Annotated in this window: 22 protein-coding genes and 2 tRNA genes; 21 read left to right on the top strand and 3 right to left on the bottom strand. The window is 57.2% G+C overall.

What is annotated here, in order from left to right; translation table 11 throughout:
• Positions 1 to 6: 6 nt before the first annotated feature.
• Positions 7 to 441, top strand: a complete 435-nt coding sequence (locus AC3WP4_RS18060; RefSeq protein ID WP_033058141.1) for a type II toxin-antitoxin system RatA family toxin — start codon at positions 7 to 9, stop codon at positions 439 to 441.
• Positions 434 to 748 carry an RnfH family protein gene (locus AC3WP4_RS18055; protein WP_102616064.1) on the top strand — a complete coding sequence of 105 codons (315 nt, stop codon included), beginning with the start codon at positions 434 to 436 and terminating at the stop codon, positions 746 to 748. The genes AC3WP4_RS18060 and AC3WP4_RS18055 overlap by 8 nt, the downstream gene beginning before the upstream one ends.
• 61 nt (positions 749 to 809) lie before the next feature.
• Here AC3WP4_RS18055 and AC3WP4_RS18050 read toward each other — a convergent pair whose 3' ends face one another.
• Positions 810 to 1,337, bottom strand: coding sequence for an outer membrane protein assembly factor BamE (locus tag AC3WP4_RS18050; RefSeq protein ID WP_074873650.1), 528 nt, complete (start codon positions 1,335 to 1,337; stop codon positions 810 to 812).
• Positions 1,338 to 1,434: 97 nt separating this feature from the next.
• Here AC3WP4_RS18050 and fur point away from each other — a divergent pair, with 97 nt between their 5' ends.
• Positions 1,435 to 1,839, top strand: a complete 405-nt coding sequence (fur, locus tag AC3WP4_RS18045; protein WP_003197684.1) for a ferric iron uptake transcriptional regulator — start codon at positions 1,435 to 1,437, stop codon at positions 1,837 to 1,839.
• Between the two features lie 75 nt (positions 1,840 to 1,914).
• Here the strand turns inward: fur and recN are convergent, their stop codons facing one another.
• A complete protein-coding gene (recN, locus tag AC3WP4_RS18040; protein ID WP_102616063.1) occupies positions 1,915 to 3,588 on the bottom strand; it encodes a DNA repair protein RecN in 1,674 nt (557 codons plus the stop codon).
• Between the two features lie 241 nt (positions 3,589 to 3,829).
• On the opposite strand from recN, the gene grpE reads away from it, so the two are divergent.
• The 8 genes from grpE to AC3WP4_RS18000 all read left to right on the top strand — a co-directional run bounded on the left by grpE (position 3,830) and on the right by AC3WP4_RS18000 (position 14,296).
• On the top strand, positions 3,830 to 4,396 hold the full coding sequence (grpE, locus tag AC3WP4_RS18035; RefSeq protein ID WP_102616062.1) for a nucleotide exchange factor GrpE: 567 nt from the start codon (positions 3,830 to 3,832) through the stop codon (positions 4,394 to 4,396).
• Positions 4,397 to 4,498: 102 nt separating this feature from the next.
• Entirely contained in the window at positions 4,499 to 6,415 is a 1,917-nt protein-coding gene (gene dnaK / locus AC3WP4_RS18030; RefSeq protein WP_102616061.1) for a molecular chaperone DnaK, read from the top strand.
• A 297-nt stretch (positions 6,416 to 6,712) separates the two neighbouring features.
• Entirely contained in the window at positions 6,713 to 7,837 is a 1,125-nt protein-coding gene (gene dnaJ / locus AC3WP4_RS18025; RefSeq protein ID WP_074873658.1) for a molecular chaperone DnaJ, read from the top strand.
• Positions 7,838 to 7,846: 9 nt separating this feature from the next.
• Positions 7,847 to 8,653 carry a 4-hydroxy-tetrahydrodipicolinate reductase gene (gene dapB, locus AC3WP4_RS18020; RefSeq protein ID WP_074873660.1) on the top strand — a complete coding sequence of 269 codons (807 nt, stop codon included), beginning with the start codon at positions 7,847 to 7,849 and terminating at the stop codon, positions 8,651 to 8,653.
• A 260-nt stretch (positions 8,654 to 8,913) separates the two neighbouring features.
• On the top strand, positions 8,914 to 10,050 hold the full coding sequence (gene carA, locus AC3WP4_RS18015; RefSeq protein ID WP_074873662.1) for a glutamine-hydrolyzing carbamoyl-phosphate synthase small subunit: 1,137 nt from the start codon (positions 8,914 to 8,916) through the stop codon (positions 10,048 to 10,050).
• Between the two features lie 118 nt (positions 10,051 to 10,168).
• Positions 10,169 to 13,390 carry a carbamoyl-phosphate synthase large subunit gene (carB, locus tag AC3WP4_RS18010; protein WP_102616060.1) on the top strand — a complete coding sequence of 1,074 codons (3,222 nt, stop codon included), beginning with the start codon at positions 10,169 to 10,171 and terminating at the stop codon, positions 13,388 to 13,390.
• Entirely contained in the window at positions 13,387 to 13,863 is a 477-nt protein-coding gene (gene greA / locus AC3WP4_RS18005; RefSeq protein WP_019651075.1) for a transcription elongation factor GreA, read from the top strand. Before carB ends, greA begins: the two co-directional genes overlap by 4 nt.
• 28 nt (positions 13,864 to 13,891) lie before the next feature.
• Positions 13,892 to 14,296: an MFS transporter gene (locus tag AC3WP4_RS18000; protein ID WP_074873667.1), complete on the top strand. Its 405-nt coding sequence runs from the start codon at positions 13,892 to 13,894 to the stop codon at positions 14,294 to 14,296.
• Positions 14,297 to 14,305: 9 nt separating this feature from the next.
• Here AC3WP4_RS18000 and AC3WP4_RS17995 read toward each other — a convergent pair whose 3' ends face one another.
• On the bottom strand, positions 14,306 to 14,614 hold the full coding sequence (locus AC3WP4_RS17995; RefSeq protein ID WP_008005472.1) for a YhbY family RNA-binding protein: 309 nt from the start codon (positions 14,612 to 14,614) through the stop codon (positions 14,306 to 14,308).
• Positions 14,615 to 14,719: 105 nt separating this feature from the next.
• Here AC3WP4_RS17995 and rlmE point away from each other — a divergent pair, with 105 nt between their 5' ends.
• The 10 genes from rlmE (at position 14,720) to nusA (ending at position 23,296) form a co-directional block, all read left to right on the top strand.
• On the top strand, positions 14,720 to 15,349 hold the full coding sequence (rlmE, locus tag AC3WP4_RS17990; protein ID WP_008005470.1) for a 23S rRNA (uridine(2552)-2'-O)-methyltransferase RlmE: 630 nt from the start codon (positions 14,720 to 14,722) through the stop codon (positions 15,347 to 15,349).
• A 202-nt stretch (positions 15,350 to 15,551) separates the two neighbouring features.
• Positions 15,552 to 17,465, top strand: a complete 1,914-nt coding sequence (gene ftsH / locus AC3WP4_RS17985) for an ATP-dependent zinc metalloprotease FtsH (protein WP_076028695.1) — start codon at positions 15,552 to 15,554, stop codon at positions 17,463 to 17,465.
• 8 nt (positions 17,466 to 17,473) lie between these two features.
• Positions 17,474 to 18,325, top strand: a complete 852-nt coding sequence (folP, locus tag AC3WP4_RS17980) for a dihydropteroate synthase (protein ID WP_102616059.1) — start codon at positions 17,474 to 17,476, stop codon at positions 18,323 to 18,325.
• A gap of 16 nt (positions 18,326 to 18,341) precedes the next feature.
• Complete coding sequence (gene glmM / locus AC3WP4_RS17975) at positions 18,342 to 19,679, top strand: phosphoglucosamine mutase (RefSeq protein ID WP_076028694.1); 1,338 nt, start codon at positions 18,342 to 18,344, stop codon at positions 19,677 to 19,679.
• Positions 19,680 to 19,745: 66 nt separating this feature from the next.
• A complete protein-coding gene (gene tpiA / locus AC3WP4_RS17970; RefSeq protein WP_074873676.1) occupies positions 19,746 to 20,501 on the top strand; it encodes a triose-phosphate isomerase in 756 nt (251 codons plus the stop codon).
• Between the two features lie 4 nt (positions 20,502 to 20,505).
• Positions 20,506 to 20,889 carry a preprotein translocase subunit SecG gene (gene secG, locus AC3WP4_RS17965; RefSeq protein ID WP_030128079.1) on the top strand — a complete coding sequence of 128 codons (384 nt, stop codon included), beginning with the start codon at positions 20,506 to 20,508 and terminating at the stop codon, positions 20,887 to 20,889.
• Between the two features lie 22 nt (positions 20,890 to 20,911).
• Positions 20,912 to 20,997: transfer RNA gene (locus AC3WP4_RS17960), tRNA-Leu, on the top strand.
• A gap of 96 nt (positions 20,998 to 21,093) precedes the next feature.
• Positions 21,094 to 21,170 (top strand) — tRNA-Met (locus AC3WP4_RS17955).
• 138 nt (positions 21,171 to 21,308) lie between these two features.
• Positions 21,309 to 21,767: a ribosome maturation factor RimP gene (gene rimP, locus AC3WP4_RS17950; protein WP_010463487.1), complete on the top strand. Its 459-nt coding sequence runs from the start codon at positions 21,309 to 21,311 to the stop codon at positions 21,765 to 21,767.
• A 47-nt stretch (positions 21,768 to 21,814) separates the two neighbouring features.
• A complete protein-coding gene (gene nusA / locus AC3WP4_RS17945; protein ID WP_008024459.1) occupies positions 21,815 to 23,296 on the top strand; it encodes a transcription termination factor NusA in 1,482 nt (493 codons plus the stop codon).
• Positions 23,297 to 23,321 lie beyond the last annotated feature (25 nt).

Below are 23,321 nucleotides of genomic sequence, written 5' to 3'. Positions count from 1 at the left end.
GCTGACATGACGACACACATTCAACGTTCGGCCCTGCTGCCGTATCCGGCGCAAGCGCTGTATGACCTGGTCAACGACGTGGCGCGTTACCCGGAATTTCTGCCGTGGTGCTCATCGGCCGAAGTCCTGGAGAGTTCTCCCGAGCATATGCGCGCTAGCGTCGGCGTGGCCAAGGGTGGTCTCAGCCAGCATTTCGTAACGCGCAACACGCTGGTGCCTGGGCATTCGATCGAGATGAACCTCGAGGAAGGGCCGTTCAATCAATTGCATGGCGTCTGGGTGTTCAAGCCCTTGGGCGAGAAAGCCTGCAAGATCAGCCTGGACCTGTCGTTCGATTACGCCGGGCCGATTGTGCGCGCGACCTTGGGGCCGTTGTTCAATCAAGCGGCCAATACGCTGGTGGATGCTTTCTGCCAGCGCGCCAAACAGATGCATGGTTGAGTCGATGATTGAGGTTGAAGTGGTGTATGCCGCCGTTGATCGTCAAGTGCTCATGTCGGTAACTGTGCCGGCAGGAACGACTGTGCGGGCGGCTTTGCTCAAGTCAGGCATCGGCGAGGCGTTTTCCGAGCTGGATCTGGCCAGCTGTCCGGTGGGGATCTTCGGTAAAGTCATTGCTGATCCGGACAAACATCTTGTCCAGGCTGGAGATCGCATCGAAATATACCGGCCATTGCAGGCTGATCCGAAAGAAGTTCGTCGGTTGCGCGCAGCCAAAGCTGCTGAGGCCAAAACCCGGAATCAATGATTCGCTTAAATGCTGGACAATAAAAAACCCGGACATGCCGGGTTTTTTATTGCGTCGCAAATTATTGCGGCGAGGTTTCCAGAGGTTCTGGAGTCGGGACTGGAACGGTTTCTACACCGTCGACATCCTTCTGGATCTGGTCCAGCAACGAACCTGGCTTGACCGGTTTCTCCGGTTTCGGCGTCTCGACGTTTTCTGCTGGTGCAGCAACTGTAGTGCCGCTGTCCTTGCCGAGAATGGCTTCGTCGCGGCTCACGCCTGGCATGAAATCGCCAGAGAGGCTGACAAGTTGGTCATTTGGGTTGAAGATAACGCTAATGCGTTCCTGTTGGCGTTCACCGCCACCCGGTTGCAGGCTGTACAGATAATCCCAGCGATCGGCATGGAACGTGTCGGTCAACAGAGGGTTGCCCATGATAAACCGTACTTGCTTGCGGGTCATTCCCGGGCGTAACTGGTCTATCATGTCCTGCGTGACGACATTGCCCTGCTGGATGTCGATTTTGTAAACCCCGGGGAATGAACAACCGGCGAGTGCGAGCAGTCCCACAAAGGTGAAACTGGTTAGCAAGAGCTTGGTGTTTTGCATCGGTGGGCGACTTCCACTATCTTGGCTGGGACAACGTAAACGCCGATCATACCCGCATTAAGAGAAGCTGCGAAGCAGCATCGCGAGAAAGCTGACCATGGTTGAAAATAGCGAACTACGCAAAGCCGGCCTCAAAGTGACCCTTCCACGGGTCAAAATTCTGCAAATGCTCGATTCCGCCGAGCAACGCCACATGAGTGCCGAGGACGTCTACAAGGCGCTGATGGAGGCTGGTGAGGACGTCGGTCTGGCCACGGTTTACCGTGTCCTGACCCAGTTCGAGGCAGCTGGCCTTGTGGTGCGACACAACTTCGACGGGGGCCATGCGGTCTTCGAACTGGACGACGGCAAGCATCACGACCATATGGTCAACGTCGAGACCAGTGAAGTGATCGAATTCTTCGACGAAGAAATCGAGCGACTGCAGAAAGCAATCGTAGACAAGTATGGCTTCGAGATGGTGGATCACAATCTCGTACTGTACGTACGCAAGAAAAAGTAAGCATGTCGCGCGAACTTAAGGTTCGCGAAACGAGCGAAGGCGACCCCAGGGTCGCCTTCGTGCTTTCTATCGATCTTAAATTTTTGCGGTGACGACCATTTTCCTGGCGTGAGCCAGAGATTCCTTTGTAAGGTCGATGCCTCCCAGCATTCGCGCGACTTCTTCGACACGATCGTTCTTGCTCAACTTGGCGACGGCTGTGTGAGTGGCATCTTCGCCGCGCACTTTGTGTACGAATAGATGTTGATGTCCCTGTGCAGCTACTTGCGGTAAGTGAGTGACTGTCAATACCTGCCCGCGCTCCCCAAGTCGACGCAACAACTGGCCTACGATTTCGGCGGTTGGACCGCCGATGCCCACGTCTACTTCATCGAACACCAGGGTCGGTACCCGGGAGGTTTGCGCGGTGATCACTTGAATTGCCAGGCTGATCCGTGACAGTTCGCCGCCGGATGCCACTTTTGCCAGCGCTTTCAAAGGTTGGCCCGGGTTAGCGCTCACCAGCAGCTCTACCTGCTCAAGACCATTGGGTAGCAGTTCATCGCTACTGTTGGGGCGCAGCTCGATAGTGAAGCGCCCACCAGGCATGCCCAGTCGCTGGATTTCATGCTCCACGGCGCTGGCAAGGCTGCTTGAGGCCTGATGACGCAAATCGCTGAGCTCGCGAGCCTTTTCCTGATAATGACGGGCATAGGAGGCCAGTTCATCGCTCAGTCGCTCGATGGATTCGTCATTGGCGTTCAGGGTTTCGATTTCATCCAGCAAGCGCTGCTGCATCTCGGCGACTTCGGTCGGCTGGATGCGGTGTTTGCGCGCCATGGTATAGATCGCATCAAGGCGCTCCTCCAGGTACTGAAGACGCGCTGGATCGGCATCGAAGTTGTCAAGGAAGCGGTTCAGTTCTCCCACGGCTTCTTCGACCTGGATCTGTGCGCTGGTCAGCAGGCTGCTGGCTTCGCCCAGGGCGCCAATCGAATTATTGACGCTCGAAAGGCGATTGAGGCTGGCAGTAAGGGCGTTCAGCACATTCCCGGAGTCACTTTCGCTGCATTGTTCGACCACTTGCCGACAAATGCCCAGCAGGGTTTCGGCGTTAGTCAGGTTCTTGTGTTCCTGTTCCAGCTGCTCCAGCTCATTTTCGCCGAGGCCGAGGTTTTCCAGTTCCTCGAGTTGATAGCTGAGCAATTGATGGCGGGCGCGCTGCTCATCGCCGGAATTGGAAAGACGTTCCAGCTCCTGGCGGGTCTGGCGCCAGCGTTGGGCGGCCAGATGTACCTGACGGGCAAGGTCTGTTGCACCCGCGTATTCATCGAGCAGGCGACGGTGTGTGTCGGTCTTGAGCAGGGATTGATGTTCGTGCTGGCTGTGGATATCGATCAGCAGTTCACCCAGGGCCTTGAGGTCGCCGAGGGGGCAGGGCGTGCCGTTGATGTAGCCACGCGAGCGCCCTTCGGCGGTGATCACCCTGCGCAGGATGCACGGGCCGTCGCTCTCCAGGTCGCGCTCGGCCAGCCAGGCACTGGCTTCTGGAATATCGACCAGATCGAAGGTTGCCAGGATATCGGCCTTGTCGGCACCGGGACGGACCACGCCACTGTCGGCCCGATCGCCCAGGGTCAGGCCGAGGGCGTCGAGCATGATCGACTTACCGGCGCCGGTTTCCCCAGTGATCACGCTCATCCCGCGATCAAGTTCGAGATCGAGATGTTCAACGATGGCGTAGTTATGTACGGAAAGGTGCACCAGCATGAAGGCCGCTCCCAGGCTTTAGGTCTGGTTATTTATACAGTGTTTTGTTTCTGGCTGACAATGCCCTCCCTTAGCTCGATTTGCTTGGCCCGACGAAATCCTTAGTGCACCCAGGAATGACAATGCAGCTGTTTTTTGTAGGGTTAATAAATAAGCGCCCCTTGAAGCTGGATTTTGCGGCCCCATATAGCTGGGCAGAAGCGTGAGTTGAGCTCGCGGACGATATTGAAAGGAGAAATCTATGGCTGACGAACAGACAGTGGATACGCAAAATCTAGACGCCGATCAGGCTACCCAGGATTCGGGTGATGAGCTGGCGGCTCGTATTCAAGTGCTCGAAGAGCAATTGGCTGGTGCTCATGATCAGGCTTTGCGTGTAGCGGCTGATCTGCAGAACGTCCGCCGTCGCGCCGAGCAGGATGTAGAAAAGGCTCACAAGTTCGCCCTGGAGAAGTTCGCCGGTGACTTGTTGCCGATCATCGACAGCCTGGAGCGTGGTCTGGAGTTGTCCAGCCCGGACGACGAAAGCATTCGTCCAATGCGCGAAGGCATCGAGCTGACCCTGAAAATGTTCCAGGACACCCTGAAGCGTTATCAGCTGGAAGCGATCGATCCGCATGGCGAACCGTTCAACGCTGTTCAGCATCAGGCAATGGCCATGCAGGAAAGCGCCGACGTCGAGCCGAACAGCGTGCTCAAGGTGTTCCAGAAGGGCTATCAGCTCAACGGTCGCCTGTTGCGCCCGGCCATGGTCGTAGTCAGCAAGGCACCGGCACCGGTTTCGCCTTCGATTGACGAGCAGGCTTGAAATTAGCCGCAAGGCCCCCATTTAGAAGTCAAGCGTTTAAGTGCTACCGCAGTTAGCCACCACTGCTGCGGCAACCAAATCCAAAGTTTCGGGAGAGTGAACATGGGCAAAATTATCGGTATCGACCTGGGGACTACCAACTCCTGCGTCTCCGTGCTTGAAAACGGCGTAGCCAAAGTTATTGAAAACGCTGAAGGCACGCGTACCACGCCGTCGATCATCGCTTATGCCAACGATGGTGAAATCCTCGTTGGTCAATCGGCCAAGCGTCAGGCTGTGACCAATCCGCACAACACCCTGTATGCGGTGAAGCGTCTGATCGGTCGTAAGTTCGACGAAGAAGTCGTACAGAAAGACATCAAGATGGTCCCGTACAAAATCGCCAAGGCTGATAACGGCGATGCGTGGGTTGAAGTGAACGGCCAGAAAATGTCGCCGCCACAAATCTCGGCTGAAATTCTGAAGAAAATGAAGAAAACCGCCGAAGATTACCTCGGCGAGCCAGTGACCGAAGCGGTAATCACCGTTCCGGCCTACTTCAACGACAGCCAGCGTCAAGCCACCAAAGACGCCGGCCGCATCGCGGGCCTGGACGTAAAACGTATCATCAACGAACCAACCGCAGCTGCTCTGGCTTACGGTATGGACAAGGCGAAGGGCGATCACACCGTGATCGTTTACGACTTGGGCGGCGGTACTTTCGACGTTTCCGTGATCGAAATCGCTGAAGTCGATGGCGAGCACCAGTTCGAAGTTCTGGCCACCAACGGTGACACGTTCCTGGGCGGTGAAGACTTTGACATTCGCCTGATCGACTACCTCGTTGACGAATTCAAGAAAGAAAGCGGCATGAACCTTAAAGGTGACCCGCTGGCCATGCAGCGCCTGAAAGAAGCCGCTGAAAAAGCCAAGATCGAGCTGTCTTCGAGCAATTCGACCGACGTGAACCTGCCGTACATCACTGCAGACGCCACCGGTCCTAAGCACTTGAACGTGAAAATCTCCCGCGCCAAGCTCGAAGCGCTGGTAGAAGACCTGGTTCAACGCACCATCGACCCTTGCCGCATCGCTCTGAAAGACTCCGGCATCGACATTGGCGCCATCAACGACGTGATCCTGGTCGGCGGTCAGACCCGTATGCCACTGGTTCAGAAGCTGGTGACCGAGTTCTTCGGTAAAGAAGCGCGTAAAGATGTGAACCCGGACGAAGCCGTTGCCATGGGTGCTGCTATCCAGGGCGCAGTATTGGCCGGTGACGTGAAAGACGTTCTGCTGCTGGACGTTAGCCCGCTGACCCTGGGTATCGAAACCATGGGTGGCGTGATGACCGCGCTGATCGAGAAAAACACCACGATTCCTACCAAGAAATCGCAAGTGTTCTCGACTGCCGACGACAATCAGGGCGCTGTGACCATTCACGTGCTGCAAGGTGAGCGTAAGCAAGCCGCACAGAACAAGTCCTTGGGCAAGTTCGACCTGGCCGAGATTCCACCAGCACCACGTGGCGTGCCACAAATTGAAGTGACCTTCGACATCGACGCCAACGGCATTCTGCACGTAGGCGCCAAAGACAAGGCTACCGGCAAGACTCAGTCGATCGTGATCAAGGCCAACTCCGGTCTGTCCGAGGAAGAGATTCAGCAGATGATTCGCGATGCTGAAGCCAACGTCGACGCAGATCGCCAGTTCGAAGAGCTGGCAACCGCTCGCAACCAGGGCGATGCGCTGGTTCACTCGACGCGCAAAATGGTTGCAGACGCTGGCGATAAAGTGACTGCTGAAGAGAAGACTGCAATCGAAGCCGCTGTGGTTGCGCTGGAAGCCGCTGTCAAAGGCGACGACAAGGCCGCGATCGAAGCCAAGGTTGAAGAGTTGTCGAAAGTCTCCGCTCCAGTAGCGCAGAAGATGTACGCCGAGCAGGCTCAACCTGCTGAAGGCGCTACACCGCAAGGCGAATCGGCCGAGAAGGCTGACGACGTCGTCGACGCTGAGTTCGAAGAAGTCAAAGACCACAAGTAAGTTGTTGGTCGGCCGGTTGACTGCCTTTAGGCGGTGACTGGTAGGATGTCGCCGCGCGGGGGCTTGCTCCCGCGTTGGCGTGTCTGGAGTTAGCGAATTTTTACAGCGTGCGACAAGGCTCGTGTGTTGGCGGTATGGCCGGAAATGCTCCTGCTTTTCGAGCCGAAAGTACTGCAATGAATCAAAGACCAGGATCGTTGAATTGACGTGAGTTGGGTCCGGGCCTGTATTGGGGCTCAACGAGTTTGGCAAGGCTCAGGAGGGGTTTGCCGAACGTCCTTAAGAGTGCAAAGACTTATGGCAAAGCGTGACTATTACGAAGTGTTGGGTGTTGAGCGTGGCTCTAGCGAAGCAGACCTGAAAAAGGCCTACCGTCGCCTGGCGATGAAGCACCACCCGGACCGTAATCCTGATGACAAAGCGTCGGAAGATATGTTCAAGGAGGCCAACGAGGCCTACGAAGTCCTGTCCGATTCCAGCAAGCGCGCGGCGTACGACCAGTACGGTCATGCCGGTGTCGACCCAAGCATGGGCGGCGGCGGTGCCGGGTTTGGCGGTCAGAACTTCTCCGACATCTTTGGTGATGTCTTCAGTGACTTCTTCGGCGGCGGTCGCGGCGGTTCTCGTGGCGGCGCTCAGCGTGGCAGCGACCTGCGTTACACCCTGGAACTGAATCTGGAAGAAGCGGTGCGCGGTACAACCGTGAATATCCGTGTTCCGACATTGGTCAACTGCAAGCCGTGCGACGGTTCGGGAGCCAAGAAAGGCTCCTCGCCGATCACTTGCCCCACCTGTGGCGGTATCGGTCAAGTCCGTATGCAGCAGGGCTTTTTCTCGGTGCAGCAGACATGCCCGCGCTGCCATGGCCAGGGCAAGATCATTTCCGATCCGTGCGACTCGTGCGACGGTCAAGGGCGTGTCGAAGAGTACAAAACCCTCTCGGTGAAAGTGCCGGCCGGTGTCGATACCGGTGACCGCATTCGTCTGTCCGGCGAAGGCGAGGCGGGGGCTCAGGGTGGTCCGACTGGCGACCTGTACGTGGTGATCAACGTGCGTGAGCACGCGATCTTCCAGCGCGACGGCAAGCACCTGTTCTGCGAAGTGCCTATCAGCTTTGTCGATGCTGCGCTGGGTGGTGAGCTGGAGATTCCGACCCTTGATGGTCGAGTCAAACTGAAAATCCCTGAAGGGACGCAGACCGGCAAGCAGTTCCGTGTTCGCGGCAAGGGCGTTGCGCCAGTGCGCGGCGGCGGTGCTGGTGACTTGATGTGTCGTGTGGCGGTCGAAACCCCGGTCAACCTGGGTCGTCGTCAGCGCGAATTGCTGGAAGAGTTCCGCAGTTCGCTGGCGGAAAACAACAGCCATTCGCCTAAAACCACGGGTTGGTTCGAAGGTGTGAAGCGCTTCTTCGGCGATTTGTAAGGAGTCGGCATGCGACGTATAGCTGTGATGGGCGCTGCCGGGCGCATGGGCAAGATTCTGGTCGAGGCGGTGCAGCAACGCGCGCCGCTGACCGGGCTGACGGCAGCCATCGTTCGCCCCGGCAGCACGCTGATTGGCGTGGACGCCGGTGAACTGGCCTCGCTGGGGCGTATCGGTGTTCCGTTGTCCGGCAATCTGGACGCGGTGGCTGATGAGTTCGACGTGCTGATCGATTTCACCCTTCCGGAAGTCATGCTGAAAAACCTGGCGTTCTGCCGTAAGGCGGGCAAGGCCATGGTGATCGGCACGACAGGGCTGGACGTCGCGCAGAAGCAGCTGCTGGCCGAGGCCGGCAAGGATATCCCGATCGTGTTCGCAGCCAATTTCAGTGTCGGTGTAAACCTGTCGCTGAAGCTGCTCGACATGGCTGCTCGTGTGCTGGGTGATGACGCGGATATCGAGATCATCGAGGCTCATCATCGGCACAAGATCGATGCGCCTTCAGGTACTGCTCTGCGTATGGGTGAAGTCATCGCAAGTGCCCTGGATCGTGATCTGCAGAAGGTTGCGGTGTATGGCCGTGAAGGTCATACCGGTGTTCGCGAACGTGAAACGATTGGCTTTGCCACTGTTCGCGGTGGTGATGTGGTCGGCGACCATACGGTGCTGTTCGCCTGTGAGGGGGAAAGGCTGGAGATCACGCATAAAGCGTCCAGTCGCATGACCTTCGCCAAGGGCGCGGTACGTGCCGCGTTGTGGTTGGACGGTCGTGAGCCAGGTCTTTATGACATGCAAGACGTCCTCGATCTGCGTTAAGATGCGTCCCGAAATCGGGTTCAAAGAGTGTGTTTGAACCCGGTTTTACTCCGCCAAGCGACGTGCTGTCGCATTCCTCGGCCTTTAAGGCTCATTGGCGGTAGACCAAAAAAGCCTTTTTCTGTAAGCTACAGCTTTAGTGTGTCCACTAAAAGCGCGCAGAATAATTCGGTGAAGAAGCGGGGTGACGTGTCCATACGTCACTCCGCTTTTTTACAACCTGCGATCGCCCTTTCAGGCTTTATTTACGGGAGGTCTTCTTGACTAAGCCAGCCATACTCGCCCTTGCTGATGGCAGCATTTTTCGCGGCGAAGCCATTGGAGCCGACGGTCAAACCGTTGGTGAGGTGGTGTTCAACACCGCCATGACCGGCTATCAGGAAATCCTTACCGATCCTTCCTACGCCCAACAGATCGTTACCCTGACTTACCCGCACATCGGCAACACCGGCACCACGCCGGAAGACGCCGAGTCCGACCGCGTCTGGTCCGCGGGCCTGGTTATCCGTGACCTGCCACTGGTTGCGAGTAACTGGCGTAACACGATGTCTCTGTCTGACTACCTGAAAGCCAACAACGTTGTGGCAATCGCCGGTATCGACACTCGCCGCCTGACGCGCATCCTGCGTGAAAAAGGCGCGCAGAACGGCTGCATCATGGCCGGTGACAACATTTCAGAAGAAGCCGCCATCGCCGCCGCCCAGGGTTTCCCTGGCCTCAAAGGCATGGACCTGGCGAAAGTCGTCAGCACCAAAGAGAAGTACGAGTGGCGCTCGACTGTCTGGGATTTGAAAACCGACAGCCACGCGACTATCGAAGCCTCCGAGCTGCCGTACCACGTGGTTGCCTACGACTACGGCGTCAAGCTGAACATCCTGCGCATGCTGGTCGAGCGCGGTTGCCGCGTGACCGTAGTGCCTGCACAGACGCCGGCTGCTGAAGCGCTGGCCTTGAAGCCGGACGGCGTGTTCCTGTCCAACGGCCCTGGTGACCCGGAGCCTTGCGACTACGCGATCCAGGCGATCAAGGATGTGCTGGAAACCGAAATTCCGGTCTTCGGTATCTGCCTTGGTCACCAACTGCTGGCTCTGGCCTCCGGTGCCAAGACCCTGAAAATGGGGCACGGCCACCACGGTGCCAACCACCCGGTCCAGGACCTGGATACCGGTGTGGTGATGATCACCAGCCAGAACCACGGTTTTGCGGTAGATGAAACGACCTTGCCAGCCAACGTTCGCGCGATCCACAAATCGCTGTTCGACGGCACCCTGCAAGGTATCGAACTTACCGACAAGAGCGCCTTCAGCTTCCAGGGTCACCCTGAAGCCAGCCCTGGCCCGAACGACGTAGCACCCCTGTTCGATCGCTTCATCAATGAAATGGCCAAGCGACGCTAATCGCTTGCCGTGATGTAGCAAAGCTTGAGGGCGGTCCCGACACCGGTGGCCCCCTCAAGACTTCAAAGATTGAACAAGACGGCTTGCCGACTGACCTGCGGATTTGAGTGACAAACCCATGCCAAAACGTACAGACATTAAAAGCATCCTGATTCTCGGCGCTGGCCCGATCGTGATCGGCCAGGCCTGCGAATTCGACTACTCCGGCGCCCAGGCCTGTAAAGCCCTGCGCGAGGAGGGTTACCGCGTCATCCTGGTGAACTCCAACCCAGCGACCATCATGACCGACCCGGACATGGCCGACGCGACCTACATCGAGCCGATCAAGTGGCAGACCGTTGCCAAGATCATCGAGAAAGAGCGTCCAGACGCGCTGCTGCCAACCATGGGTGGCCAGACCGCTCTGAACTGCGCACTGGATCTGGAGCGCGAAGGCGTTCTGGAGAAGTTCGGCGTAGAGATGATCGGCGCAAACGCTGACACCATCGACAAGGCCGAAGACCGTTCGCGCTTCGACAAGGCGATGAAATCCATCGGCCTGGACTGCCCGCGTTCGGGTATCGCCCACAGCATGGAAGAGGCCAACGCGGTCCTCGAGAAGCTCGGCTTCCCGTGCATCATCCGTCCGTCCTTCACCATGGGCGGCACTGGTGGCGGTATCGCTTACAACCGTGAAGAGTTCGAAGAAATCTGCGCCCGTGGTCTGGATCTGTCGCCGACCAAAGAGCTGCTGATCGACGAATCCCTGATCGGCTGGAAAGAATACGAAATGGAGGTTGTCCGCGATAAGAAGGACAACTGCATCATCGTTTGCTCGATCGAAAACTTTGACCCGATGGGCGTGCACACCGGTGACTCGATCACCGTTGCTCCGGCACAGACCCTGACGGACAAGGAATACCAGATCATGCGTAACGCCTCGTTGGCGGTACTGCGTGAGATCGGCGTGGAAACCGGCGGCTCCAACGTCCAGTTCGGCATCTGCCCGGACACTGGTCGTATGGTCGTGATCGAGATGAACCCGCGTGTATCCCGCTCCTCGGCACTGGCCTCGAAAGCCACTGGTTTCCCGATTGCGCGCATCGCCGCCAAGCTGGCGATCGGCTACACCCTGGACGAACTGCAGAACGAAATCACCGGCGGCGCTACTCCTGCATCCTTCGAGCCGTCGATTGACTACGTCGTGACCAAGCTGCCACGCTTCGCCTTCGAAAAATTCCCGAAAGCCGACGCACGCCTGACCACTCAAATGAAGTCGGTCGGTGAAGTCATGGCGATCGGCCGGACCTTCCAGGAATCCCTGCAGAAAGCCCTGCGCGGTCTGGAAGTGGGCGTTTGCGGCCTGGACGAGAAGCTCGACCTGAGCAACCCGGAAAGCATGAGCATCCTCAAGCGCGAACTGACCGTGCCGGGCGCCGAGCGTATCTGGTACGTGGCTGACGCCTTCCGCGCCGGCCTGTCGGTCGACGACATCTTCGGCATGAACATGATCGACCCGTGGTTCCTGGTGCAGATCGAAGATCTGATCAAGGAAGAAGAGAAGGTCAAGACCCTGGGTCTGGCCAGCATCGACCGCGACTTGATGTTCCGCCTAAAGCGCAAAGGCTTCTCCGACATGCGTCTGGCCAAGCTGCTGGGCGTGACCGAGAAGGCTCTGCGTCGCCACCGTCACAAGCTGGAGATCTTCCCGGTCTACAAGCGCGTTGATACCTGCGCGGCCGAGTTCGCCACCGACACCGCCTACATGTACTCGACTTACGAGGAAGAGTGCGAAGCCGCACCGACGGGCCGCGACAAGATCATGATCCTGGGCGGCGGTCCAAACCGTATTGGCCAGGGCATCGAGTTCGACTACTGCTGCGTACACGCGGCACTGGCCCTGCGCGAAGACGGTTACGAGACCATCATGGTCAACTGCAACCCGGAAACCGTATCCACCGACTACGACACCTCCGATCGCCTGTACTTCGAGCCAGTGACCCTGGAAGACGTGCTGGAAATCTGCCGCGTCGAGAAGCCAAAAGGCGTGATCGTCCAGTACGGCGGCCAAACCCCGCTGAAACTGGCTCGTGCCCTGGAAGAAGCTGGCGTGCCAATCATCGGCACCAGCCCTGACGCTATCGACCGTGCCGAAGACCGTGAGCGCTTCCAGCAAATGGTTGAGCGCCTGAACCTGCGTCAGCCGCCAAACGCCACTGTGCGCAGCGAAGACGAAGCAATTCGTGCCGCCGCCAAGATCGGTTACCCGCTGGTGGTTCGCCCGTCCTACGTACTGGGCGGCCGTGCGATGGAAATCGTCTACGAAGAAGAAGAGCTCAAGCGCTACCTGCGCGATGCGGTGAAAGTGTCCAACGACAGCCCGGTGCTGCTCGACCACTTCCTCAATTGCGCCATCGAAATGGACGTGGATGCGGTCTGCGACGGCACCGACGTGGTGATCGGCGCGATCATGCAGCACATCGAGCAGGCTGGCGTTCACTCCGGTGACTCCGCATGCTCCCTGCCGCCGTACTCGCTGCCCGCACACATCCAGGACGAGATGCGCGAACAGGTCAAGAAAATGGCCCTGGAACTGGGTGTTGTCGGCCTGATGAACGTTCAGTTGGCGCTGCAAGGCGAAGACATCTACGTCATCGAAGTCAACCCGCGCGCCTCCCGTACCGTACCGTTCGTGTCCAAGTGCATCGGTGTTTCCCTGGCAATGATCGCGGCTCGCGTGATGGCCGGTAAAACCCTGAAGGAAATCGGCTTCACCAAAGAAATCATTCCGAACTTCTACAGCGTGAAAGAGGCGGTGTTCCCATTCGCCAAATTCCCTGGCGTGGACCCGATCCTGGGCCCAGAGATGAAGTCCACCGGCGAAGTGATGGGCGTGGGCGACACCTTCGGCGAAGCGTTCGCCAAGGCCCAGATGGGTGCCAGCGAAGTGCTGCCGACCGGCGGAACTGCGTTCATCAGCGTGCGTGATGACGACAAGCCACTGGTTGCAGGCGTGGCGCGTGATCTGATCAACTTGGGCTTCGAAGTGGTCGCCACAGCCGGTACTGCCAAGCTGATCGAAGCCGCAGGCCTGAAAGTGCGTCGTGTGAACAAGGTGACCGAAGGTCGTCCGCACGTGGTCGACATGATCAAGAACGACGAAGTCACTCTGATCATCAACACCACCGAAGGCCGTCAGTCGATCGCTGACTCCTATTCCATTCGTCGTAATGCCTTGCAGCACAAGATTTACTGCACCACAACTATTGCTGCTGGCGAAGCTATCTGCGAAGCGCTGAAGTTCGGTCCCGAGAAGACCGTGCGCCGCTTGCAGGATCTACACGCAGGATTGAAGGCATGATCAAGTATCCAATGACCGTCAAGGGCGCGAAGGCCCTGGAAGAAGAACACGCTCACCTGACCAAGGTCGTCCGTCCGAAGCTCAGCCAGGACATCGGTACGGCCCGCGAGTTGGGTGACTTGAAAGAAAACGCCGAATACCACGCTGCTCGCGAGCAGCAAGGTATGGTTGAGGCGCGGATTCGTGACATTGAAGGCCGGATTCAGAATCAGGTCATCATTGATGTCACGACCATTCCTCACACCGGGAAAGTGATTTTCGGCACCACCGTTGAAATCGCCAATGTCGAGACTGACGAGCGCGTCACTTACCACATCGTGGGTGAGGATGAGGCTGACTTCAAACTCGGCAAGATTTCGGTCGGCTCGCCACTGGCTCGCGCCTTGATTGCCAAGGAAGAGGGTGATGTGGTTGCCGTGAAAACGCCTGGCGGCGTTATCGAGTACGAGATTGTCGAAGTTCGCCACATCTAAACGCAGGCGCCCGCTACGTGCGGGCGCCATGCTTTGGCAGCTCGCTCAGATGTTGTGGGTGGGTGGTCTGTGGCTGTTGCATATCGGTCTGCTGCCGGTGCTGGGCAAAATTGGCCTGGCGCCGCTGCTGATCGACGAAATTGCAGGCATGTTTGATGCGCTGATGGTGGGGTTCGCCGCAGCGTGTGTGATCTTTCAGGCTTTGGTGCTGGTTCAGGCCGAGGGCCTTGCCAGTCTATGGCGGGATATTCGCGGGCAACTGCTGCTGATGGCGCTGTATGCGTGTGCGATGTATGTCGCGGTGCGTATTGGCTGGCCGGATGCCGTGCGTTGGCAGGTGTTCAGCTATCTTGTCCTGGGTTTTTCCGGACTGGTGCTGGTGTTGCAGCCGGTGCCAGGGTGGGGTGCCAGGGTGCGCGAAGCACACCCTTGACCCTTGTCATCACTTGAAGCGATGAACGTTCGACAGCTGCTTGTTGACGCTGAAGTTCTTGCGGTAAATCAGTGCCATCTTGCCGATGACCTGAACCAGGTCCGCTTTGCCGACCTTGCACAGTTCTGCAATGTTCGCCAGGCGCGACTCGCGATCGAGGATGTTGAGCTTGATTTTAATCAGCTCGTGATCCGCCAACGCGCGTTCAAGTTCGGCTAACACACCTTCAGTCAAGCCGTTGTCAGCCACAGTCAAAACTGGTTTCAGATGGTGGCCAATGGATTTGTACTGTTTCTTCTGCTCTTGAGTGAGCGGCATAATCTGACCCCTGCGTCTGATCTTGTAAAAAGCGGCGGCCAGTTTACCCGAGCGAGTCCGGGACCGCCCAATTAATCACGACCCGTTTTATTTTCGAGGTGGCCTGTGGCCCGTTCCAAGACAAGCCTTAAGTGGCTGCAAAGACATGTCAATGATCCCTATGTGAAGCAGGCGCAGAAGGATGGTTACCGCTCGCGTGCGAGTTACAAGCTTCTGGAGGTCCAGGAGAAATACAAGCTGATCCGTCCGGGTATGAGCGTTGTCGACCTGGGTGCGGCGCCCGGCGGCTGGTCGCAGGTCACTAGTCGGCTGATCGGTGGTCAGGGGCGTCTGATCGCCTCGGACATCCTGGAAATGGACAGCATTCCGGACGTGACTTTCATCCAGGGTGACTTCACCCAGGACGAAGTGCTCGCTCAGATCCTTGAAGCCGTAGGTAATTCGCAGGTGGACCTTGTGATTTCCGATATGGCCCCCAATATGAGTGGTACGCCTGAGGTGGACATGCCAAAAGCCATGTTTCTATGTGAGCTGGCTCTTGATCTGGCGGCTCGGATACTCAAGCCGGGTGGTAATTTCGTGATCAAGGTGTTTCAGGGCGAAGGGTTTGATGCTTACGTGAAGGACGCTCGTCAGAAATTCGACAAGGTTCAGATGATCAAGCCGGACTCTTCCCGTGGCAGTTCCCGCGAGCAATACATGCTGGCTTGGGGCTATCGCGGCCGTAGTGAGTAAATCGAGGTTTTTTTGCGGGTCGATAGGTTTTTCGTATTTCGCCCCGTGAGCATTAGCGAATACTGTGTAGAAAGTGTTTCACAAAGGGTTACAGACGGCGCCTGCCAGAGCCGTAGGTAATGTAGTAAGTTAGGCCGGTGAATATCATGCGAAGCGCGCGCCATTAGCGGAGCTTGCTTCAGAGGGTAGTTAATTGAACGATATGGCAAAGAATCTGATCCTGTGGTTGATCATCGCGGCTGTCCTGGTGACAGTGATGAACAACTTCTCCAGCCCTAACGAGCCGCAGACCCTCAACTATTCCGATTTCATCCAGCAGGTCAAGGATGGAAAGGTCGAGCGCGTAGCGGTTGATGGCTACGTGATTACCGGCAAACGCAACGATGGCGACAGCTTCAAGACGATTCGTCCGGCAATCCAGGACAACGGTCTGATTGGCGACCTCGTGGACAACCATGTCGTAGTCGAAGGCAAGCAGCCTGAACAGCAAAGCATCTGGACTCAACTCCTGGTCGCTAGCTTCCCGATCCTGGTGATCATCGCCGTGTTCATGTTCTTCATGCGGCAGATGCAGGGCGGCGCCGGTGGCAAGGGCGGGCCAATGAGCTTCGGCAAGAGCAAGGCGCGCCTGCTCTCCGAAGATCAGGTGAAAACCACCTTGGGTGACGTTGCCGGTTGTGACGAAGCCAAGGAAGAGGTTGGTGAGCTGGTCGAGTTCCTGCGTGATCCGGGCAAATTCCAGCGTCTGGGCGGTCGTATTCCTCGCGGTGTGCTGATGGTGGGTCCTCCTGGTACCGGTAAAACCTTGCTGGCCAAGGCGATTGCCGGCGAAGCCAAAGTGCCGTTCTTCACCATTTCCGGTTCCGACTTCGTTGAAATGTTCGTCGGTGTCGGCGCCAGCCGTGTTCGCGACATGTTTGAACAGGCCAAGAAACACGCGCCATGCATCATCTTCATCGATGAAATCGACGCCGTCGGTCGCCACCGTGGCGCCGGCATGGGTGGCGGTCACGACGAACGCGAGCAGACTCTCAACCAGTTGCTGGTAGAGATGGACGGCTTTGAAATGAATGACGGCATTATCGTCATCGCTGCAACCAACCGTCCGGACGTACTGGACCCTGCGCTGCTGCGTCCGGGCCGTTTCGACCGTCAGGTCGTCGTCGGTCTGCCGGATATCCGTGGTCGCGAGCAGATTCTCAAGGTTCACATGCGCAAAGTGCCAATGGGTGACGACGTCGCTCCGGCTGTGATCGCTCGTGGTACCCCAGGTTTCTCTGGTGCTGACCTGGCTAACCTGGTGAACGAGGCGTCGTTGTTCGCGGCCCGGGCTGGCAAGCGCATCGTCGAAATGAAAGAGTTCGAATTGGCCAAGGACAAGATCATGATGGGCGCCGAGCGCAAATCCATGGTTATGTCCGAGAAAGAGAAGCAGAACACCGCTTACCACGAGGCTGGCCACGCAATTGTTGGTCGTGTCGTGCCTGAGCATGATCCGGTCTACAAGGTGTCGATCATCCCGCGCGGACGTGCGCTGGGTGTGACCATGTTCCTGCCGGAAGAAGATCGCTACAGCCTGTCCAAGCGTGCATTGATCAGTCAGATCTGCTCGTTGTACGGCGGCCGTATTGCTGAAGAAATGACCTTGGGCTTCGACGGCGTCACCACCGGTGCGTCCAACGACATCATGCGTGCCAGCCAGATTGCACGGAACATGGTCACCAAGTGGGGCTTGTCGGAAAAACTCGGCCCGTTGATGTACGCAGAAGAAGAGGGCGAGGTTTTTCTCGGTCGCGGCGGTGGCGGTCAGGGTGCAAGCTTCTCCGGTGAGACAGCCAAGTTGATCGACTCCGAAGTACGCAGCATCATTGATCAGTGCTACGGCACGGCCAAGCAGATCCTCACCGATAACCGTGACAAGCTCGATGCCATGGCTGATGCCTTGATGAAGTACGAAACGATCGACGCTGATCAGATCGACGACATCATGGCGGGTCGTACGCCTCGTGAGCCTCGCGACTGGTCAGGCGGCGGCGCCGGTAGCTCCGGAACGCCTCCGGTGGCACAGGATCCGCGTCCGGAAACACCGATCGGCGGTCCGGCTGCTGACGTTTAAGGTTTGAAATGACTTCTGTTCAGTCCTCGACCCGGTTGCCTTGCGGCAATCGGGTTCTTGATTTAGCCCTGACGCATGTCATGGGTATTCTCAATGTCACTCCCGATTCCTTCTCTGATGGCGGCCAATATAGCCAGCTCGATGCGGCCTTGCGTCATGCCGAGGCTATGGTGGCGGCTGGCGCGACGTTGATTGATGTTGGTGGCGAATCGACCCGGCCAGGTGCCAGGGTGGTTTCACCGCTGGAAGAGCTTGAGCGCGTAGCTCCGGTCGTCGAGCGAATTCACCGGGAGCTGGATGTCATTATCTCGGTCGACACTTCGACGCCAGCTGTGATGCGCGAAGCTGCACGACTTGGCGCAGGGTTGATCAATGACGTGCGTTCTCTGCGGCGCGATGGCGCTCTGGATGCGGCTGCGGCCACTGGCCTGCCAGTCTGTCTGATGCATATGCTTGGTGAGCCGGGCGACATGCAGGATAATCCGCAGTATCGGGATGTCACGAAAGAGGTGGGCGAGTTTCTCGCCGAGCGCATGGCCCAGTGTGCGTCGGTAGGAATTACAGCGGACCGGATCATCCTTGATCCGGGCTTTGGCTTCGCAAAAACCTTGCAACACAATTTAAGCTTGTTCAAACATATGGAAGCCTTGCATGCATTGGGGCGGCCCCTGTTGGTCGGGGTTTCGCGAAAGAGCATGATCGGTCAGGCTTTGAATCGCCCGATTGGCGAGCGTCTATATGGCGGTCTGGCGCTGGCAGCGCTGGCTTCGGTTAAGGGGGCGCGTATATTGCGCGTCCATGATGTGGCCGAAACTGTCGATGTGGTGCAAATGATCGCTGCAGTAGAATCAGCCGAATAAGAATGATGGAGTACTTATGACTAAGAAATACTTTGGTACCGACGGCATTCGTGGTCGGGTGGGCGAGTATCCGATTACTCCTGACTTCATGCTCAAGCTCGGCTGGGCTGCGGGCATGGCGTTCCGCAAAATGGGCGCCTGTAAGGTGTTGGTGGGCAAGGACACCCGGATTTCCGGATATATGTTCGAGTCTGCGCTCGAGGCCGGACTTACTTCAGCGGGTGCCGATGTCATGCTCTTGGGGCCGATGCCTACACCGGCCATCGCCTACTTGACGCGTACCTTCCAGGCCGAAGCGGGTATCGTCATCAGTGCCTCGCACAACCCTCACGATGACAATGGCATCAAGTTTTTCTCCGGGAAAGGCACCAAGCTTCCTGATGAAGTCGAACATATGATCGAAGAGTTGCTCGACACGCCGATGACCGTGGTCGAGTCGAGCAAGATCGGCAAGGTATCGCGCATCAACGATGCTTCAGGTCGCTATATCGAATTCTGCAAAAGTAGCGTCCCTACAGGCACCAGTTTCGCGGGCTTGAAGATCGTGATCGACTGCGCTCACGGCGCGACCTACAAGGTGGCTCCGAGTGTATTCCGTGAGCTGGGAGCCGAAGTCGTTGTACTTTCTGCTCATCCTAATGGCCTGAACATCAACGAAAACTGCGGTTCGACCCATATGGAGCCGCTGCAAGCTGCCGTCTTGGCCGAGCATGCTGATTTGGGTATCGCCTTTGACGGTGATGGCGACCGCGTTCAGATGGTTGACCATACCGGTGCTGTCGTCGACGGTGATGAGTTGCTGTTCATCATTGCTCGCGACCTGCATGTGCAGGGCAAGTTGCAGGGCGGCGTGGTCGGTACGCTGATGAGTAACCTGGGGTTGGAATTGGCCCTGGCGGATCTGGCAATTCCTTTTGTGCGGGCCAATGTTGGCGACCGGTACGTAATCTCCGAGTTGCTGGAGCGCAATTGGCTGGTGGGTGGTGAAAACTCGGGGCACATTGTCTGCTTCAACCACACCACCACCGGTGACGCGATCATTGCTGCATTGCAGGTATTGATGGCGCTGAAGACTCGCTCCGAGGGGCTTGCGCAATCGCGTCAGGCGCTGCGCAAGTGTCCTCAGGTGCTGATCAATGTTCGATTCGGCGGCGGTGCGAGCCCTCTTGATCACCCGTTCGTCACAGAGGCAAGCGAGCGCGTTACCCAGGCCATGGCTGGTCGTGGGCGCGTGCTGCTGCGCAAGTCCGGGACGGAACCGCTGGTGCGGGTCATGGTCGAAGGCGAGGACGAAAAACAGGTTCGCGGCTATGCCGAAGAGCTGGCAAAACTGGTTACTGAAGTTTCTGCCTGATTTCGGCTTGCCAGCCATGATTGTGTTGGGTAACATCTGCGCCCACTTTGACCGACGAGGTACAGCATGCGTCGCCCTATGGTAGCTGGTAACTGGAAGATGCACGGTACCCGCGCCAGCGTCGCTGAGCTGATCAATGGCCTTCGTCATCTGGCCTTGCCGAGCGATGTTGATGTTGCGGTATTCCCGCCTTTCTTGCATATCAATCAAGTGATTGATGGCCTGGAAGGAAAGTCGATTTCGGTCGGCGCGCAGAATTCTGCGGTGGAATCCATGCAAGGTGCATTGACTGGTGAGATTTCGCCGAGTCAGTTGGTGGATGCAGGTTGTTCCCTGGTGCTTGTCGGGCACTCCGAGCGCCGCCAGATAATGGGCGAGCAGGACGGAATGCTGATTCGCAAGTTCGCAGCGGCACAGGCATGTGGCTTGATTCCAGTGTTGTGCGTAGGGGAAACCCTTGAAGAGCGCGAAGCTGGAAAAACTCTTGAGGTTGTCGGGCGTCAGCTAGGCAGTATCATTGAGGAGCTCGGTGTTGGTGCTTTTGCAAAGGCAGTAATCGCTTACGAGCCGGTCTGGGCCATTGGCACCGGACTGACTGCTTCGCCGCAACAAGCGCAGGATGTGCATGCAGCCATTCGCGCTCAGTTGGCGGCAGAGAATTCTGAGGTCGCACAAGGTGTGCGGCTTCTATACGGCGGCAGCGTGAAGGCGGCCAATGCGGTCGAACTGTTCGGCATGCCGGATATCGATGGGGGGCTCATTGGTGGGGCTTCCCTGAATGCAGATGAGTTCGGTGCGATTTGTCGCGCCGCGGGAAACTGAAAAAATGCTGGAAACAGTCGTAGTCGTTTTTCATCTGCTGGGTGCGTTGGGCGTAGTTGCTCTGGTATTGCTTCAGCAGGGTAAAGGTGCGGATGCTGGCGCGTCTTTCGGAGCAGGTGCTTCAAATACTGTGTTCGGAAGCCAAGGTTCCTCTACCTTTCTTAGTAAGTTTACTGCTATACTTGCCGCCGGTTTCTTCATAACCAGCTTAGGGTTAGGTTACTTTGCTAAAGAGAAGGCTCATGAGCTGACTCAAGTAGGTTTGCCAAATCCAGCAGTGTTGGAAGTTCCAAAGCAACAACCGGCTTCTGATGATGTACCGGTGCTTCAAGAGCAAAAGTCGGCTACTCCAGCGACTGACGTGCCTCCAGCTCAAGAGCAAAAGTAAGAAGAGTTTCAAACGTAGTATTGCCGAGGTGGTGGAATTGGTAGACACGCAACCTTGAGGTGGTTGTGCCCATAGGGTGTAGGGGTTCGAGTCCCCTTCTCGGTACCAATTATCAGGAGAGCCCGCAGTAGCGGGCTTTCTTGTAGGTGGAAGGTTACATTGACCCTGTCAGGGATCGGTCGTATACTTCCGCCCCAGCTTTGTCGCGGGGTGGAGCAGTCTGGTAGCTCGTCGGGCTCATAACCCGAAGGTCGTCGGTTCAAATCCGGCCCCCGCAACCAGTTTAAGGAGCCCCTTTTAAGGGGCTTTTTGTTAGCTGGACACTTTCAACGCCGCTGTTCGACGGCGTTTCAAGGATGGGCGTTTCGCCCATTTTTTTATTTTGCACAGCATGCACATACATGCACGAGGGGGTTCAGGTGTCGAGCAAGCTAGAAGAGTTGCAGGCCTTGCTGGCCCCGGTGGTCGTGGCCCTAGGCTATGAATGCTGGGGTATTGAGTTTTCGGCTCAAGGTCGCCACTCAATGTTGCGCGTTTATATCGATAAAGAGGGCGGTGTGCTGGTGGACGATTGTGCCATTGTCAGCCGTCAGATCAGTGGTGTTCTGGATGTTGAAGATCCAATCGCCGTTGAATACACCCTTGAAGTTTCCTCGCCTGGCATGGAACGCCCGCTGTTCACTATTGAGCAGTTTGCAAAATTTGCCGGTGAACAAGTGAAGATCAAGCTGCGCTCGCCTTTTGAAGGCCGACGCAACTTTCAGGGCCTTCTGCGCGGTGTAGAAGAGCAGGACGTCGTGGTGCAGGTAGAAGACCATGAGTTCCTGTTGCCGATCGATATGATCGACAAGGCCAACATTATTCCCAGTTTTGACTGAGACGCGGATCCCGCGGATCCAATGGCTTGCGAAAGGCGAGGCGTACGATGAGCAAAGAAGTACTGCTGGTTGTTGAGTCGGTATCCAATGAAAAGGGCGTACCGGCAAACGTAATTTTTGAAGCGTTGGAGCTGGCTCTGGCCACTGCTACCAAAAAACGTTTCGAGGACGAAGTCGATCTGCGTGTGGAAATCAATCGCCACACCGGTGCTTACGAGACATTCCGTCGCTGGACGGTCGTCGAGGAAGCAGACCTGGACGATCCGGCCATCGAAACCTGGCCGAGCAAGGTTGCCGAAACGCATCCTGGTGCTCAGGTTGGTGACGTAGTCGAAGAAAAGATCGAGTCCATTGAGTTCGGTCGCATCGCTGCGCAGACTGCCAAGCAAGTCATCGTGCAGAAAGTTCGCGAAGCCGAGCGCGCTCAAGTCGTTGATGCCTATCGCGAGCGCCTGGGGGAGATCATCTCCGGCACCGTGAAGAAAGTGACCCGCGACAACGTGATCGTCGACCTGGGTAACAACGCCGAAGCGTTGCTGGCTCGTGAAGACATCATTTCTCGCGAAACCTTCCGGGTTGGCGTGCGCCTGCGTGCGCTGCTCAAGGAAATCCGCACCGAGAACCGCGGCCCGCAGCTGATCCTGTCGCGTACCGCGCCGGAAATGCTGATCGAGTTGTTTCGCATCGAAGTGCCGGAAATCGCTGAAGGCCTGATCGAAGTAATGGCAGCATCCCGTGACCCGGGTTCGCGCGCCAAGATCGCGGTCCGTTCCAAGGACAAACGCATCGACCCGCAAGGCGCTTGCATCGGTATGCGCGGTTCGCGCGTCCAGGCAGTGTCGGGTGAGTTGGGCGGTGAGCGTGTGGACATCGTCCTGTGGGACGACAACCCGGCTCAGTTTGTAATCAATGCAATGTCGCCGGCTGAAGTGGCGGCAATTATCGTTGACGAAGATGCCCATGCAATGGACATCGCCGTTGGCGCAGACAATCTGGCTCAGGCCATTGGTCGAGGTGGTCAGAACGTGCGTCTGGCTAGCCAGTTGACTGGCTGGACCCTGAACGTGATGACCGAATCGGACATCCAGGCTAAGCAGCAAGCAGAAACCGGCGACATCCTGCGCAACTTCATCGACGAGCTGGAAGTCGACGAAGACCTGGCACAGGTGCTGGTAGATGAAGGTTTCACCAGCCTGGAAGAGATTGCCTACGTACCGTTGGAAGAAATGCTCAACATCGACGGCTTTGACGAAGAAACCGTCAACGAGCTTCGCGCTCGCGCCAAGGATCGTTTGTTGACCAAAGCCATCGCTACTGAGGAAAAGCTGGCAGACGCCCATCCGGCCGAAGACCTGCTCTCGCTTGAGGGTATGGACAAGGATTTGGCGATGGAACTGGCGGTGCGCGGCGTAATTACCCGCGAAGACCTGGCCGAGCAGTCTATTGACGACCTGCTCGACATCGACGGCATTGACGATGATCGTGCCGGCAAGTTGATCATGGCCGCCCGAGCCCACTGGTTCGAGTAATTAGGCGCGGCCTGAGGAGAGAAGT

The organism is Pseudomonas sp. FW305-20 (assembly GCF_058788075.1).
This window is presented reverse-complemented; position numbering and strand designations above follow the sequence as displayed.

What these genes read in the sequence shown, in the direction of transcription:
- AC3WP4_RS18060 (WP_033058141.1), top strand. Translation starts at nt 7, where the DNA reads ATGACGACACACATTCAACGTTCGGCCCTGCTGCCGTATCCGGCGCAA.
- AC3WP4_RS18055 (WP_102616064.1), top strand. Translation starts at nt 434, where the DNA reads ATGGTTGAGTCGATGATTGAGGTTGAAGTGGTGTATGCCGCCGTTGAT.
- AC3WP4_RS18050 (WP_074873650.1), bottom strand. Translation starts at nt 1,337, where the DNA reads ATGCAAAACACCAAGCTCTTGCTAACCAGTTTCACCTTTGTGGGACTG.
- fur (WP_003197684.1), top strand. Translation starts at nt 1,435, where the DNA reads ATGGTTGAAAATAGCGAACTACGCAAAGCCGGCCTCAAAGTGACCCTT.
- recN (WP_102616063.1), bottom strand. Translation starts at nt 3,588, where the DNA reads ATGCTGGTGCACCTTTCCGTACATAACTACGCCATCGTTGAACATCTC.
- grpE (WP_102616062.1), top strand. Translation starts at nt 3,830, where the DNA reads ATGGCTGACGAACAGACAGTGGATACGCAAAATCTAGACGCCGATCAG.
- dnaK (WP_102616061.1), top strand. Translation starts at nt 4,499, where the DNA reads ATGGGCAAAATTATCGGTATCGACCTGGGGACTACCAACTCCTGCGTC.
- dnaJ (WP_074873658.1), top strand. Translation starts at nt 6,713, where the DNA reads ATGGCAAAGCGTGACTATTACGAAGTGTTGGGTGTTGAGCGTGGCTCT.
- dapB (WP_074873660.1), top strand. Translation starts at nt 7,847, where the DNA reads ATGCGACGTATAGCTGTGATGGGCGCTGCCGGGCGCATGGGCAAGATT.
- carB (WP_102616060.1), top strand. Translation starts at nt 10,169, where the DNA reads ATGCCAAAACGTACAGACATTAAAAGCATCCTGATTCTCGGCGCTGGC.
- greA (WP_019651075.1), top strand. Translation starts at nt 13,387, where the DNA reads ATGATCAAGTATCCAATGACCGTCAAGGGCGCGAAGGCCCTGGAAGAA.
- AC3WP4_RS18000 (WP_074873667.1), top strand. Translation starts at nt 13,892, where the DNA reads ATGCTTTGGCAGCTCGCTCAGATGTTGTGGGTGGGTGGTCTGTGGCTG.
- AC3WP4_RS17995 (WP_008005472.1), bottom strand. Translation starts at nt 14,614, where the DNA reads ATGCCGCTCACTCAAGAGCAGAAGAAACAGTACAAATCCATTGGCCAC.
- ftsH (WP_076028695.1), top strand. Translation starts at nt 15,552, where the DNA reads ATGGCAAAGAATCTGATCCTGTGGTTGATCATCGCGGCTGTCCTGGTG.
- folP (WP_102616059.1), top strand. Translation starts at nt 17,474, where the DNA reads ATGACTTCTGTTCAGTCCTCGACCCGGTTGCCTTGCGGCAATCGGGTT.
- glmM (WP_076028694.1), top strand. Translation starts at nt 18,342, where the DNA reads ATGACTAAGAAATACTTTGGTACCGACGGCATTCGTGGTCGGGTGGGC.
- tpiA (WP_074873676.1), top strand. Translation starts at nt 19,746, where the DNA reads ATGCGTCGCCCTATGGTAGCTGGTAACTGGAAGATGCACGGTACCCGC.
- secG (WP_030128079.1), top strand. Translation starts at nt 20,506, where the DNA reads ATGCTGGAAACAGTCGTAGTCGTTTTTCATCTGCTGGGTGCGTTGGGC.
- nusA (WP_008024459.1), top strand. Translation starts at nt 21,815, where the DNA reads ATGAGCAAAGAAGTACTGCTGGTTGTTGAGTCGGTATCCAATGAAAAG.